The organism is Cupriavidus sp. U2 (assembly GCF_009663685.2).
GTDB classification, from domain to species: Bacteria; Pseudomonadota; Gammaproteobacteria; order Burkholderiales; family Burkholderiaceae; genus Cupriavidus; species Cupriavidus necator_C.
The window spans coordinates 42,590-56,221 of record NZ_RCOG02000001.1 but is presented as its reverse complement, the minus strand read 5'-3'; the positions used below and the strand labels follow the sequence as shown (position 1 = coordinate 56,221).

13 protein-coding genes are annotated in these 13,632 nt (G+C 65.9%); 7 read left to right on the top strand and 6 right to left on the bottom strand.

Annotation, left to right across the window (positions count from 1 at the left end; all coding sequences use genetic code 11):
• Positions 1-15 precede the first annotated feature (15 nt).
• Genes D9X30_RS00260 through D9X30_RS00250 form a run of 3 tightly spaced genes read right to left on the bottom strand, consistent with a single transcriptional unit; the run spans position 16 to position 3,027 of the window.
• Complete coding sequence (locus D9X30_RS00260; RefSeq protein ID WP_153947375.1) at positions 16-894, bottom strand: NAD(P)-dependent oxidoreductase; 879 nt, start codon at positions 892-894, stop codon at positions 16-18.
• Positions 895-919: 25 nt separating this feature from the next.
• Positions 920-2,071 carry a methyltransferase gene (locus D9X30_RS00255; RefSeq protein WP_153947376.1) on the bottom strand — a complete coding sequence of 384 codons (1,152 nt, stop codon included), beginning with the start codon at positions 2,069-2,071 and terminating at the stop codon, positions 920-922.
• Positions 2,072-2,085: 14 nt separating this feature from the next.
• Entirely contained in the window at positions 2,086-3,027 is a 942-nt protein-coding gene (locus tag D9X30_RS00250) for a CysB family HTH-type transcriptional regulator (protein ID WP_153947377.1), read from the bottom strand.
• 172 nt (positions 3,028-3,199) lie between these two features.
• Between D9X30_RS00250 and D9X30_RS00245 the strand changes: the two genes are divergently transcribed.
• The 7 genes from D9X30_RS00245 (at position 3,200) to cobA (ending at position 10,477) form a co-directional block, all read left to right on the top strand.
• Positions 3,200-3,973 carry a sulfite exporter TauE/SafE family protein gene (locus D9X30_RS00245; protein ID WP_153947378.1) on the top strand — a complete coding sequence of 258 codons (774 nt, stop codon included), beginning with the start codon at positions 3,200-3,202 and terminating at the stop codon, positions 3,971-3,973.
• Positions 3,974-4,004: 31 nt separating this feature from the next.
• Positions 4,005-5,687, top strand: coding sequence for a nitrite reductase NirA (gene nirA / locus D9X30_RS00240; RefSeq protein WP_153947379.1), 1,683 nt, complete (start codon positions 4,005-4,007; stop codon positions 5,685-5,687).
• Between the two features lie 19 nt (positions 5,688-5,706).
• Positions 5,707-6,294 (top strand): DUF934 domain-containing protein, encoded by a 588-nt coding sequence (locus D9X30_RS00235; RefSeq protein ID WP_153947380.1) that lies wholly within the window; start codon positions 5,707-5,709, stop codon positions 6,292-6,294.
• The gene (locus D9X30_RS00230; protein ID WP_153947381.1) at positions 6,291-7,142 is read left to right on the top strand and encodes a phosphoadenylyl-sulfate reductase; all 852 of its coding nucleotides are present in this window, start codon (positions 6,291-6,293) and stop codon (positions 7,140-7,142) included. Before D9X30_RS00235 ends, D9X30_RS00230 begins: the two co-directional genes overlap by 4 nt.
• A 101-nt stretch (positions 7,143-7,243) precedes the next feature.
• On the top strand, positions 7,244-8,215 hold the full coding sequence (cysD, locus tag D9X30_RS00225) for a sulfate adenylyltransferase subunit CysD (protein ID WP_153947382.1): 972 nt from the start codon (positions 7,244-7,246) through the stop codon (positions 8,213-8,215).
• Positions 8,216-8,356: 141 nt separating this feature from the next.
• Positions 8,357-9,661: a sulfate adenylyltransferase subunit 1 gene (locus tag D9X30_RS00220; protein WP_153947383.1), complete on the top strand. Its 1,305-nt coding sequence runs from the start codon at positions 8,357-8,359 to the stop codon at positions 9,659-9,661.
• Positions 9,662-9,700: 39 nt separating this feature from the next.
• Positions 9,701-10,477, top strand: coding sequence for a uroporphyrinogen-III C-methyltransferase (cobA, locus tag D9X30_RS00215; RefSeq protein WP_092601682.1), 777 nt, complete (start codon positions 9,701-9,703; stop codon positions 10,475-10,477).
• Between the two features lie 367 nt (positions 10,478-10,844).
• Here cobA and D9X30_RS00210 read toward each other — a convergent pair whose 3' ends face one another.
• From D9X30_RS00210 to lptF, 3 genes are read right to left on the bottom strand one after another with little or no spacing between them, the layout of a single operon-like run.
• Positions 10,845-11,270, bottom strand: coding sequence for a sirohydrochlorin chelatase (locus D9X30_RS00210; protein WP_153947384.1), 426 nt, complete (start codon positions 11,268-11,270; stop codon positions 10,845-10,847).
• A gap of 2 nt (positions 11,271-11,272) precedes the next feature.
• Entirely contained in the window at positions 11,273-12,475 is a 1,203-nt protein-coding gene (gene lptG, locus D9X30_RS00205; protein ID WP_153947385.1) for an LPS export ABC transporter permease LptG, read from the bottom strand.
• On the bottom strand, positions 12,472-13,620 hold the full coding sequence (lptF, locus tag D9X30_RS00200; RefSeq protein ID WP_153947386.1) for an LPS export ABC transporter permease LptF: 1,149 nt from the start codon (positions 13,618-13,620) through the stop codon (positions 12,472-12,474). Before lptF ends, lptG begins: the two co-directional genes overlap by 4 nt.
• Between the last annotated feature and the right edge of the window lie 12 nt (positions 13,621-13,632).

Below are 13,632 nucleotides of genomic sequence, written 5' to 3'. Positions count from 1 at the left end.
GCCCGCACCCCGCGCCTACGCTTGCGGCTTCTTCAGCTCCAGCACCTTCAGCAGCGACGACGTATCGTCCTTGCCCCAACCCTGATCCATCAGTTCTCCCAGTTGCGCGGCCGTGGCGCGCATGGCAGGCAGGTCCAGGCCGATTTCGCCGGCGATGTCGGCGGCCAGGCCAAAGTCCTTGGCGTGCAGCCGCGATTCGATCCCCGCGGAAAAATCGCGCGACACCATCTTCGGACCCAGCAGGTCCAGCATGCGGCTGCCGGCGAAGCCCGTGGACAACGCCTGGAAGACCTTGCCCGTATCCACGCCTTGCGCGCCGGCAAAGCGCATCGCCTCGGCAATGCCTTCGATATTGACCACCTGGGCAATCTGGTTGCACAGCTTGGCCACCTGGCCGGCGCCGTGATCGCCGATATGGGTGATCGTCTTGCCCAGGCATTCCAGCAGCGGCCGTACTTTCTCCAGATTCTCGGCCTTGCCGCCGACCATGATCGTCAGCGTGGCGGCCTGGGCGCCAATGGTGCCGCCCGATACCGGGCAGTCGAGCGCCTCGATGCCTTTGGCGGCCAGTGCCTGGGCGATCTCGCGTGTGACGATGGGTGAAATCGTGCTGTGGTCCACGCAGATGGTGCCGGGCGCGGCGCCTTCGATCACGCCTTGCGGGCCCAGCAGCACCTGGCGCACGTCTTCAGACGACGTCACGTTGGTGAAGACCACCTCCGCGCCGCGTGCCGTCTCGGCCGGCGTGAAGAACGGTTCGGCGCCCAGCGCGCGCGCGGCGTCGGCCGCTTCGGGGCGGCGTACGAAGGCGCGCACGGTATGGCCGGCGCGGATCAGGTGTCCGGCCATCGGCGCGCCCATCGCGCCCAGGCCGATAAATGCTACGGTAGTCATGCGTGCTTCCTGGTTTCGAGAGCCCTTACTTCGCGGCCAGCCGCCACAGCGACGTGACCTCGGCCTTGCGCGCGGCGAACAGGGGATCGTCGGCATCGGTGGCCTTTGGGTGCCGCGGCCGGATGTCGGAGCGGCCGAGGACCTTGAGCCCCGCCGCATCGATCCAGCCCAGCAGTTCGTCGCGCGAACGCAGGCCCAGATGCTCGGCAAAGTCCGACAGGATCAACCAGCCCTGGCCGCCCGGTTCCAGGTGCGCGGCCAGGCCGTTCAGAAAGCCGCGCAGCATGCGGCTGTCGGGATCGAACACGGCGTGCTCGATGGGCGAACTGGGCCGTGCCGGCACCCAGGGCGGGTTGCAGACGACCAGCGGGGCGCGGCCTTCGGGGAACAGGTCGGCCTCGATGATCTCGACCTGCTTGGCCAGGCCCAGCCGGTCGATGTTCTCGCGGGCGCAGCCCAGCGCGCGCGGGTCCTGGTCGGTGCCTACCACGCGCCTGACGCCGCGCTGTGCCAGCAGGGCGGCCAGCACGCCAGTACCGGTGCCGATGTCGAAGGCCAGCGCCGTGGTCGGCAGCGGTTCCTTCGCGACCAGTTCGATGTATTCGCCGCGCACCGGCGAGAACACGCCGTACCAGGGGTGGATGCGCTCGCCAAGCACCGGGATCGCGACGCCTTTCCTGCGCCACTCGTAGGCGCCGATCAGGCCCAGCAGTTCGCGCATCGATGCCACATAGGGGGTGTCGCTCTTGCCGTAGACCTGCTCGCAGGCTTCGTGGACGTCCGGGGCGCGGCGCAGCGGCACCACGTGACCGGCCTCGAACGGCAGCAGCAGCATGCCCAACGTGCGGGCGCGCTGCGACTGCGCCAGCCGGTGCTTGTGGAACGACTCGGTCAGGCTGGCCGGGGCCTGGGCGGCGGCGCGCGCCTTGCGCTGGGGTTTGCGGTCCACGCGCCGCGCCATGGCCTGCAGCAGCTGGCGGGCGTTCTGGAAGTCGCCGCGCCAGAGCAGGGCCGTGCCTTCGCTGGCCAGCCGGTAGGCGGTGTCCGCCGGCGTCTGGTCGTCGGCGATCACCACGCGCTTCGGCGGCGGCAGACCGGCTTCGGAACGCCACAGCGCGCTGCGCTCGGCGCCGTCCTCGGTCCAGTGGAGGGTGGGTAAGGAATCGGATACTGACATATATATAGGGGGGCTTACAGTTCGTAAGCTTCGTGGTCGCCGGACATGGCCTGTTCCACAAGCTTGCGGTTCAGTGTCGGCGAGAACAGTTCGATGAAGGTATAGACGAAGCTGCGCAGGTAGGCGCCCTGCTTGACGGCCAGATGGGTCACATTGGTGCCGAACAGATGGCCGGCGGGGATGCCGCGCAGGTTGCGGTCGCGTTCGGGATCGAAGGCCAGGCCGGCCACGATGCCGATGCCGAGTCCGACTTCCACGTAGGTCTTGATCACGTCGGCGTCGATGGCTTCGAGCACGATGTCCGCTTCCAGGTGGCGCAGCGCGAACGCCTTGTCGATCTTCGGGCGCCCGGCAAAGTTCACGTCGTACGTGATCAGCGGATAACCGGCCAGGTCTTCCAGCGTCAGGTGCTTCTTTTCCAGCAACGGATGGTCAGGTGGCGTAATCACCATATGCTGCCACTGGTGTCCCGGCAGGGATACCAGGCTCTTGTCGCTGCTGATGCCTTCCGTGGCGATACCGATATCGGCCTGGTCATGCAGGATCATGTCGGCGATCTGCGCCGGCGTGCCCTGCTGGATCGACAGGCGCACCTTGGGGTAACGCTTGGTGAACTCGGCGATCACGCGCGGCAGCGCGTAGCGGGCCTGGGTATGTGTCGTGGCAATGGTGAAGTTGCCCTGGTCCTGCGCGGCGTAGTCCTTGCCCACGCGCTTCAGGCTTTCCACCTCCTGCAGGATCTTTTCGACCGACAAGAGGATGCGGCGGCCCGGTTCCGTGAGGCTACGGATCCGCTTGCCATGCCGCGTGAAGATATCGACACCCAGCTCTTCCTCGAGCTCGATAATCGCCTTGGAAACGCCAGGTTGTGATGTATAGAGCGCTTTTGCAGCCTCGGTGAGGTTGAAATTCTGGCGGACGGCCTCGCGCACGAAGCGAAACTGGTGAAGATTCATATAACTTCGCTCGTATAAACAAACAACTTCTTATTAGTTTGAGATATGAGGCGAGTTTATTACGATTCTCGAACTTTGTTAAACGTTCGCCTGCCCGACTTGCGTCCGCGCCCAGCCTGAAGAGGTGGCGCGGGGACCACCGGACAAGCAGGCGGCAGTCGAGAAGCCCCCGATGTCCCTTGCCTATACCGTATCCGGTCTGCTGGTAGGCCTCCTGGTCGGTCTGACCGGGGTAGGCGGGGGTTCGCTCATGACGCCGCTGCTGACGCTGCTGTTCGGCTTTTCGCCGGCCACGGCGGTCGGTACCGACCTGGCGTTCGCTTCCATTACCAAGGGGTTCGGCACCATCGCCCACCGCGCCCACGGCCATGTGCAGTGGCACGTGGTGCGCCGCCTGTGCCTGGGCAGCCTGCCCGCCGCGCTGGCCGCCATCCTGGTGCTCAAGAGCGCCGGTGAGCTCGATGCCCGGTGGATGCACGCCATCCGCGTGACGATCGGGGTCTCCGTGCTGCTGACCGTGCTGTCCCTGCTGTGCCGCAAGCAGATGCTGGCGTGGCTGGAGCGCAACCCGCGCTTCCAGCTCGAAGGCCGCGCGCAGGCGGTGGCCACGGTGGTCGTCGGCGCCGTGCTTGGCGTGCTGGTGACCGTGTCGTCGATTGGCGCGGGTGCCGTAGGCGCCACCCTGATCCTGCTGCTGTATCCCCATATGAAGCCGGCCGAAGTGGCGGGTACCGATATCGCCTACGCCGTGCCGCTCACGGCCGTGGCCGGGCTGGGCCACGTATGGCTTGGCACTGTCGACTGGAATTTGTTGCTGGCGCTGCTGGTGGGGTCGATCCCCGGCATCTGGCTCGGTGCGCAACTGTCGCGGGCACTGCCCGAACGGCTCGTGCGCGCCGCACTGGCTACCACGCTGACGCTGGTGGCCATCAAGCTCGTTTCCTAAGCATTCAACGAATACTGAACGGACCCACACCATGTATCAGTACGATCAATACGACCAGCGCATCGTCCAGGAACGTGTCGCGCAATTCCGCGACCAGGTGCGCCGCCGCCTGTCGGGCGAGCTGACCGAGGAAGAATTCCTGCCGCTGCGCCTGCAGAACGGCCTGTACATGCAGCGTCACGCGTACATGCTGCGCGTGGCCATTCCGTACGGCCTGCTGGCCTCGAAGCAACTGCGCATGCTGGGCCACATCGCCCGCAAGTACGACCGAGGCTATGGCCATTTCTCCACGCGCCAGAACATCCAGTACAACTGGATGGACCTGGAGCGGGTGCCCGACGTGCTGGCAGACCTGGCCAGCGTGGAAATGCACGGCATCCAGACGTCGGGCAACTGCGTGCGCAACATCACCACCGACCAGTTTGCCGGCGTGGCGCCGGACGAATCGGTGGACCCGCGCGTGCTGGCCGAACTGCTGCGCCAGTGGAGCACGTTCCAGCCGGAATTCGCGTTCCTGCCGCGCAAGTTCAAGATCGCGATCTCGGCCAGCCAGGACGACCGCGCCGTGGTGCAGATGCACGACATCGGCATCTATGCGTACAAGAACGCACAGGGCGAAACGCGCCTGCGCATCCTGGCCGGTGGCGGCCTGGGCCGTACGCCGATCCTGGGCACGATCATCAAGGAAGACCTGCCGTGGCAGCACATGCTGACCTACGTGGAGTCGGCCATCCGCGTGTACAACCGCTACGGTCGTCGCGACAACAAGTACAAGGCCCGCATCAAGATCCTGGTGAAGGCCATCGGCGCCGACAAGTTCGCCGCCGAAGTGGAAGAAGAGTGGAAGTTCAGCAAGGACGGCCCGGGCACGCTGACGCAGGCCGAGTTCGACCGCGTGGCGCAGTACTTCGCGCCGCCCGCCTACGAGAAGCTGGCCGACACCGACGCTTCGTTCGAAAAGCACCTGCTGGAGAACAAGGCATTCTCCCGCTGGGTCAGCCGCAACGTGCGCGCGCACCGCGTGCCGGGCTACGCTTCGGTCACGCTGTCGACCAAGCCGGGCCCCGCGTCGCCCCCGGGCGACGCCACGGCCGAGCAGATGGATGCGGTGGCCGACTTTGCCGATCGCTACGGTTTTGGCGAACTGCGCGTGGCGCACGAGCAGAACCTGGTGCTGCCGGACGTGAAGAAGCGCGACCTGTTCGCGCTGTGGGAAGAGGCGAAGAAGGCCGGTCTGGCCACGGCCAATATCGGCCTGCTGACCGACATCATCGCCTGCCCGGGCGGTGACTTCTGCTCGCTGGCCAATGCCAAGTCGATTCCGATCGCGCTGGCCATCCAGGAACGCTTCGACGACCTGGACTATGTCCATGACCTGGGCGAAATCTCGCTGAACATCTCCGGCTGCATCAACGCCTGCGGCCACCACCATGTGGGCAACATCGGCGTGCTCGGCGTCGACAAGGACGGTTCCGAGTGGTACCAGGTGACGCTGGGTGGCGCCCAGGGCAATGACTCGGCGATCGGCAAGGTCATCGGCCCGTCGTTCAGCGCCGAGGAAATGCCCGAGGTGGTGACCCGCATCATCGACACGTTCGTGGCCAACCGTGCCGGCGACGAGCGCTTCATCGAAACGTTTGCCCGTATCGGCATCGCCCCGTTCAAGGAGCGCGTGTACGCCGACAAGCAGCGTGAAGAGCGCGCCGAAGCCTGACGAACGAGAGAGATTGAACATGGCAAAGATCATTCAACTGCAACGCGACGACGCTGGCCAATTCCGTCCCGTGATCGTCGAAGACAACTGGACCGTGCTGCGCGCCACCGAAGCACAGCCGCTGGACGAGGCGCATGTCGCCGCCGTGGCGCAGGGCACCGACGCCGTGCTGTTCCCGCTGTCGGTGTGGAAGGCCCACGCGGCGCTGCTGGCCGGCCGCGACAAGGCCATCACCGGCGTGTGGCTGGCGCCGGAAGACGAACCGGGCGATGCCGAGGCGCTGTTCGACCGCGTGTCGGCCATTGCCGTCGATTTCCCGGTGTTCCGCGATGGCCGCGGCTTCTCGTCGGCCTACCTGCTGCGCACGCGCTACCACTGGGCCGGCCAGCTGCGCGCCGTCGGCGACGTGCTGCGCGACCAGCTGAACTTCATGAAGCGGTGCGGCTTCGACACGTTCGCCGTGCGTGCGGACAAGAACATCGAGGACGCGATCAAGGGCTTTACCGAGTTCACCGTGGCCTACCAGGCGTCGGTGGACGAGCCGCTGCCGCTGTTCCGCCGCGCACGTGCTGACGTGACCGACGCAACGGCACGGGGCGCCGCATGAGTTCCGTGATTTCCGAGATCCCCGTGGTCGATGCGTCGGCATCGGCATCGGCCTCGCCGCTGCGCCCCCCCGCGCTGTGGACGAAGCCGGCGTACACGGGTTCGATCGAGGCGCTGGAGGCCAAGGAGCGCGAGCTGGCCGAGCGCCTGTCGGGCATCGCCGCCCGGTTCTTCCGCGCGCGCTTTGCCACGAGCCTGGCCGCCGAGGACATGGTGCTGACCGACGCGATCCTGCGCGGCGGCGAAGCGGTGCGCGCCGGCATCCGCGTGTTCACGCTGAACACGGGCCGCCTGCACGCCGAGACGCTGGCGGTGCTGGACCAGGTGAAGGACCACTATGGCTACTCGATCGAGCAGTTCACGCCCGACCAGGACGCGGTGGACAACTACCTGCGCAACCACGGCCTGAACGCGTTCTACGACAGCGTGGACCTGCGCAAGAGCTGCTGCGGCATCCGCAAGGTGGAGCCCCTGAACCGCGCGCTGTCCCACGCCGATGCCTGGATGACCGGCCAGCGCCGCGAACAGGCCGTGACGCGTGCCGAGCTGCCGTTCGAGGAAATGGACGATGCGCGCGGCATTCCGAAGTTCAATCCGCTGGCGGACTGGACCGAAGCCGAAGTGTGGGCCTACCTGACGCGCCACAACGTGCCGGTCAACGCGCTGCACGCCAAGGGCTACCCCAGCATTGGCTGCGAGCCGTGTACGCGGGCAGTCAAGGCCGGCGAGGATGTGCGCGCGGGCCGGTGGTGGTGGGAAAGCCGGGACACAAAGGAATGCGGACTGCACGAAGGCAATCTGCGTTCCGCCCCGGTTTCGGCGAAGGCTAACTTTGCGCAGCAAAGTTAAGGTCGAAGACCGGCCGGAGGCAACCGCAAGGATTCGAAAGCGTGCGGGCTCCACGAACAGAACATCAAGCACTGAACAGCATTAGTAGAGGCCAGAACGACATGGGCATCATGAACGACATCGCAGACGCAGGCGTGGCCGCCAACGTGGAACATCTGCTGCAGGTCCAGAACGACCACCTCGACCGGCTCGAAGCCGAGTCGATCTACATCATCCGCGAGGTGGTGGCCGAATGCCGCAACCCGGCGCTGCTGTTCTCGGGCGGCAAGGATTCGATCGTCATGCTGCACCTGGCGCTGAAGGCCTTCCGGCTGGGCGACCGCAAGGTGGAACTGCCGTTCCCGCTGGTGCATATCGACACCGGCCACAACTATCCGGAAGTGATCACCTTCCGCGACCAGCGCGTGGCCGAACTGGGCGCGCGCCTGGTGGTGGGCCATGTGGAAGATTCGATCAAGCGCGGCACCGTGCGCCTGCGCAAGGAAACCGACTCGCGCAACGCCGCGCAGGCGGTGACGCTGCTGGAAACCATCGAGGCGCACAAGTTCGACGCGCTGATGGGCGGCGCCCGCCGCGACGAAGAGAAGGCCCGCGCCAAGGAGCGCATCTTCTCGTTCCGCGACGAATTCGGCCAGTGGGACCCGAAGGCCCAGCGCCCGGAACTGTGGAGCCTGTACAACGCCCGCATGGCGCAGGGCGAGCAGATGCGCGTGTTCCCGATCTCGAACTGGACCGAGCTTGACGTGTGGCAGTACATCGCCCGCGAGAATCTGGCTCTGCCGCCGATCTACTACGCGCACCAGCGCGAAGTGGTGCGCAAGAACGGCCTGCTGGTGCCGGTCACGCCGATCACGCCGAAGCAGGACGGCGATGTCAGCGAAGTGCTGTCGGTCCGCTTCCGTACCGTGGGCGACATCAGCTGCACCTGCCCGGTGGCCAGCGTTGCGGCATCGCCGGTGGAGATCATCGCCGAGACCGCGGTGACCGAGATCACCGAGCGCGGCGCCACGCGCATGGACGACCAGACGAGCGAAGCGTCGATGGAACGCCGCAAGAAGGAAGGCTATTTCTGACACCGGACGCATATACGGGCACATCGCGTCGTTGCGCGAGTGCTCGTGTACCAATGTACACGTCGCCCTCGCGCGCCTAGCGCTGTATCCCGTCTATGCGCCGGACCAAGCGGCGTGAGGCGAAAGAAAAGGATTTCTCGAATGTCTCACCAATCCCAACACCAAGGCCTGCTGCGTTTCATCACTGCGGGTTCCGTCGATGACGGCAAGAGCACGCTGATTGGCCGCCTGCTGTTCGACAGCAAGGCCGTGCTGTCCGACCAGCTGACCGCGCTGGCCAATGCCAAGAACAAGCGCACCGCCGGCGAGGAGATCGATTTCTCGCTGCTGACCGACGGCCTGGAGGCCGAGCGCGAGCAGGGCATCACGATCGATGTGGCATACCGCTACTTCTCGACCGCGCGCCGCAAGTTCATCATCGCCGACACGCCGGGCCATGAGCAGTACACGCGCAACATGGTCACGGGCGCCTCGACGGCCCACGCCGCCATCGTGCTGGTGGACGCCACGCGCGTCACGGTGACCGACGGCCGTGCCGAACTGCTGGCCCAGACCAAGCGCCATTCGGCGATCCTGAAGCTGCTGGAACTGCAGCACGTGATCGTGGCCGTGAACAAGATGGACCTGGTCGAATACAGCGAGCAGCGTTTCAACGAAATCCGCACGGCCTATACCGCGCTGGCCGGGCAGCTGGGCCTGAAGGATGTGACTTATGTGCCGGTGTCGGCGCTGCGGGGCGACAACATCGTCCACGCCAGCGACGCCATGCCGTGGTACCAGGGCGAGCCGCTGCTGCCGCTGCTGGAAGCCCTGCCGGTGGAAGACGTAGCCCCCGAGGGCGACGCTGCGCTGCGCTTCCCGGTGCAGCTGGTGGTGCGCCAGGATGGCTCGGCCGCCGACGATTTCCGTGGCTACGCCGGCCGCGTGGAAGCGGGTACGGTGCGCGTGGGCCAGAAGCTGCGCGTGTTGCCCGCCAATCGCGAAGCCGTGGTGGCCGAGGTGCTGACGCCGAATGGCTCGGCCGACGCCGCCAACGCCGGCGACACGGTGACCGTGCGCCTGTCGGAGGACGTGGATGTATCGCGGGGTGACATGTTCGTCGCCGCCGACGCCACGGCCGCTTCGGCCAAAAAGCTGACGGCCGACCTGTGCTGGTTCGACGACGAATCGCTGAATCCGTCGCGCAAGTACGTGCTCAAGCACACCACGGCCAGCGTGTTCGCCCGCGTGTCAACGGTGGATCGCGTGCTGGACGTGCACACGCTGTCGCACGAGACCGGCCGCCACGAGATCAACCTCAACGACATCGGTTCGGTGCAGATCTCGCTGCAGAAGCCGATCGTCTGCGACACCTACGGCGACAACCCCGCGACGGGTGCATTCGTGCTGATCGACGAAGCCACCAACCATACGGTGGCGGCGGGCATGATCCGTGCGTTTGCCTGATATCGTCCACGCTGGACAGATCGGATAACGGTGGCAGAGATGAACGCACAGAAGGCAACGTCGACCGGAAAGGTGTACCTGATTGGTGCAGGCCCCGGTGCGGCAGACCTCATTACGGTGCGGGGTGCACGGCTGCTGGGCGAAGCCCAGGTCGTGCTGCACGACGCGCTGGTGTCGCCGGAGATGCTGGCCTGGTGTCCCCAGGCCGAGCTGATCGAGGTGGGCAAGCGATGCGGCCAGCGGTCGACCGCGCAGTTGTTCATCAACCGTCAGATTGTCGATCTGGCCACCAAGTACGAGCGGGTGGTGCGCCTCAAGGGCGGCGATCCGATGCTGTTCGGCCGTGCCGACGAGGAACTGCAGGCGCTGGAAGCGGCCGGCATCGAATATGAGGTGGTGCCCGGCATTACCGCTGCCCTGGCGGCCGCCAGCGCCATTGCCCGGCCGCTGACCAAACGCGGCGTGTCGCGCAGCGTGGCGTTTGCCACGCAGGCCAAGGCGGCCGATGCCGTGGACGTCGAGGCTGACGTCAAGGCCGATACCATCGTCTATTACATGGGCCGCGACCAGGCCGCCAATATTGCCGCGCAACTGATGGCGCGCGGCAAGCCGGCATCCACGCCCGCCTGGGTGGTGGAGGCCGCAACCACGCCCAATCAGCGCAGCCGGCAGTTCACGCTGCGCCAGATGGCTGCAGGCGAGGCGGCGCGCTGGATGGACCCGGTGCAGCCGAGCCTGCTGATGATTGGCGAGGCGTTGGGCACCCGCGCAACCGAGCATGTCGAAGCACACGCAAAGGGCGAGCGGGCGGCGTGATCCGGTAGCCTGTGGAAATGCGAAAAGGCCAGAGTGTGAGCTCTGGCCTTTTCGCATTTTGAACCGCTGGCCCTCTCCCTAACCCTCTCCCGCAAGCGGGAGAGGGGACCGGCTCACGGCCGCTCAAACACTGCGGGTTTGCTTCCCTCGCCGACAGCGGGAGAGGGGACTGGCTCGCAGCCGCTCAAACACTGCCGGTCTGCTCCCCTCGCCGACAGCGGGAGAGAGGACCGGCTCACGGCCGCTCAAACACTGCCGGTCTGCTCCCCTCGCCGACAGCGGGAGAGGGGACCGGTTCACAGCGGTTCAAACACTGCCGGTTTGCTCCCCTCGCCGACAGCGGGAGAGGGGACTGGCTCGCAGCCGCTCAAACACTGCCGGTCTGCTCCCCTCGCCCGCTTGCGGGAGAGGGGCTGGGGGAGAGGGCCAGCGCGCAATATGCCGCGATGGCATCCAGCACGCCATCCACCTCGCCCACGGCCGTGGCGGCCTGAATCGTCACGCCCGGATACTTCGCCCGGCATTCCTCGATCAGCACCGGGAAATCGCGCCGCAGATGACCACCCTGGCCAAAGAACACCGGCACCACGGTGATCTCATTGACGCCAGTTCCGGCCAGCTCATCGATGGCTTCCGCCAGCGACGGCGCCATCAGTTCCAGAAAGGCCAGCCGGACCGCACAATCGGGCAGCAACGCCACGAGCTTGCCGTGCAGCCGGTCGAACGGCTCGCGCCAGCGGGCGTCGCGGGCGCCGTGGCCGAACAGGACGATGGCGGGTTTCGATGCAGCCATCGTCAGTGCCGATCCACCCACCGCAACGATGTCAGTGCGATGGTCAGGTACAGCGTGCCCGGCACCAGCGCCGAGACGATCGGCGGCCATGTGTGCAGCAGGCCCACGTGCGAGAACAGCGTATTGGCCAGGTGGAACGACAGGCCCAGCATGATGCCGCCGAACACCTTCACGCCCACCGCGCCGGCCCGTGCATGCAGGTAGGCGAACGGCAGGGCCAGCGCCACCATCACGAACAGCGTCAGCGGATAGACCACCTTCTTCCAGAACGCGATCTCGTATCGCTGCGTGTCCTGCTTGTTGTCGCGCAGGTGGCGGATATAGCGGAACAGGTCCAGCGTCGACATCCGCTCCGGCGTGACCAGCAGCACCGACAGGATCTGCGGGGTCAATTCGGAATGCATCACCATGTTCGGGAACAGTGCCTGCTCGGCGCGGAAGTCGGGCGCCAGTGCGTCGCGCTTGGCGGCGGGCTGGCCGGCTTGCGCCGGTCGGGCCGGCTGGGCGGCCTGGCCTGCCGGAAGATCGCGCAGTTCGGCGAAACGGGTCTCGTTGACGTCGTTGAGCTGCCATTGCTGGCCGCCCTGGTACCGGCCTTCCTTGGCCACGCGGATCACGCGCAGGCGATAGTCGCGGTCGAACTCGTAGATCGTGATGCCGTTGATGGTCTGATCCGCCTTCAGGCCCTGGACATTGACAAAACGGGTGATCTCGCCGCCACCCGCTGCGTCGCGATCGCGGTCCTTTACCCAGACACCCGACCGGAAGCCCGACGACACCGTGGCGCCAATCGCCTCCAGCTTGATCTTCTGCGCGTACTGCTCGGCGGCTGGGCCGATGAATTCCCCGAACACGAAGGTGACCACCGCCAGCGGCACGGCCAGCTTGAACAGCGAGAACAGCGCCTGGCGCGTGTTCAGGCCGGCCACGCGGAAGATCGTGTACTCGGACTGGCTGGCCAGCTGCGAGAACACGTAGATGGCGCTGATCAGCACCGCGATCGGCAGCACCTCGTAGATCCGCGTCGGCGCTTGCAGCATGACGTGGAAGAACGCCACCATCGACGTGTATTTCCCCTGCACGCTCTCCAGTTCGCTGAGCATGTCGAAGAAGATGAACAGCGCCAGCACCGCAAACAGGATGAACGAGAAGACCCCGTAGATCAGTCGCGCGAAATAACGCTCATAGACGGCCAGGATCCTCATGCCTTGCCCCCGCCGGTCTTGCCGTTCGTGCCATTGGCCCGTTTGCCGAGCCGGTGCAGGCCGAACACCGCCCGCCAGCCGCCCAGGCTGCGGTTTGCACGGTAGCGGAACATCAGCAGCGCGCAAAGGAACACGAAGACGTGGATCGGAACCAGCGCCGTCCAGAACGAGAGCGACCCCGAGCGCACCCAGGCCTGGGCCAGGTTGATCATGTTGCTGTACGTCAGGTAGATCAGCACGGCGAACACCAGCGGCGTATAGCGACCCAGGCGCGGGTTCACATAGGCCAGCGGGATGGCGATCATCACGAAGTTGAAGGCCAGGATCGGCAGCGACACGCGCCACAGCAGTTCGCCGAGGTTTTCACGCGTGGGATTGCGCAGCAGGTCGATCGTGTCCCGGCTCTTGGCCGGCTGGTCGGCTTCGGTCTCGGGCGGCTTGTTGTCGACCCTGACGGCGTATTTATCGAATTCGATGATCCGATAGTTAAGCTGACCCGGGATGCCGGCGTAGCGGCGGCCATGCTCCATGACCACCAGGCGGTCACCGTTGGGCTGGGTTTCGAACTGGCCCTGGTGCGACAGCGCGACCCCGATCTTGCCAGCCTCCGAATTTGCAACAAACACGTTACGGGCGTGCTTCATGTCGGCGTCGATGCCCTCGATGAACAGCACGTAGTTACCGTTGGCGGGCTCGATGAAGCGCCCGGAGGCGATCATCGACAGCACGCCGCGCTGCTGGAAGCGGTCGCGGAACAGCGCGCTCTGCTGGTTGGCCCACGGCCAGGCGAAGGTGCCCAGCAGCAGCGCCATGATGAAGAACGGCGTGGCGAACTGCAGCACCGGCTTGACCAGGTCGCGCAGCGAAATGCCGGCCGAGAACCACACCACCATCTCCGAGTCCTTGTACCAGCGCGTCAGGACGATCAGGGTCGAGATGAACAGCGTGGCCGACAGCAGGATCGACAGGTAGCCAATGGTGGCCAGGCCGATCAGCATCAGCACGTCGTTGGGGCTGGCCTTGCCGTTGGCGGCCATGCCCAGGATGCGGATCACGAGCGACGTCAGCATGAACGTCAGCATCACCAGGAACACCGCACCGGCGGTGTAGGCGAGCTCGCGTCGCAGGGCTTGTTGAAAAATCATGCGTGAATCGCT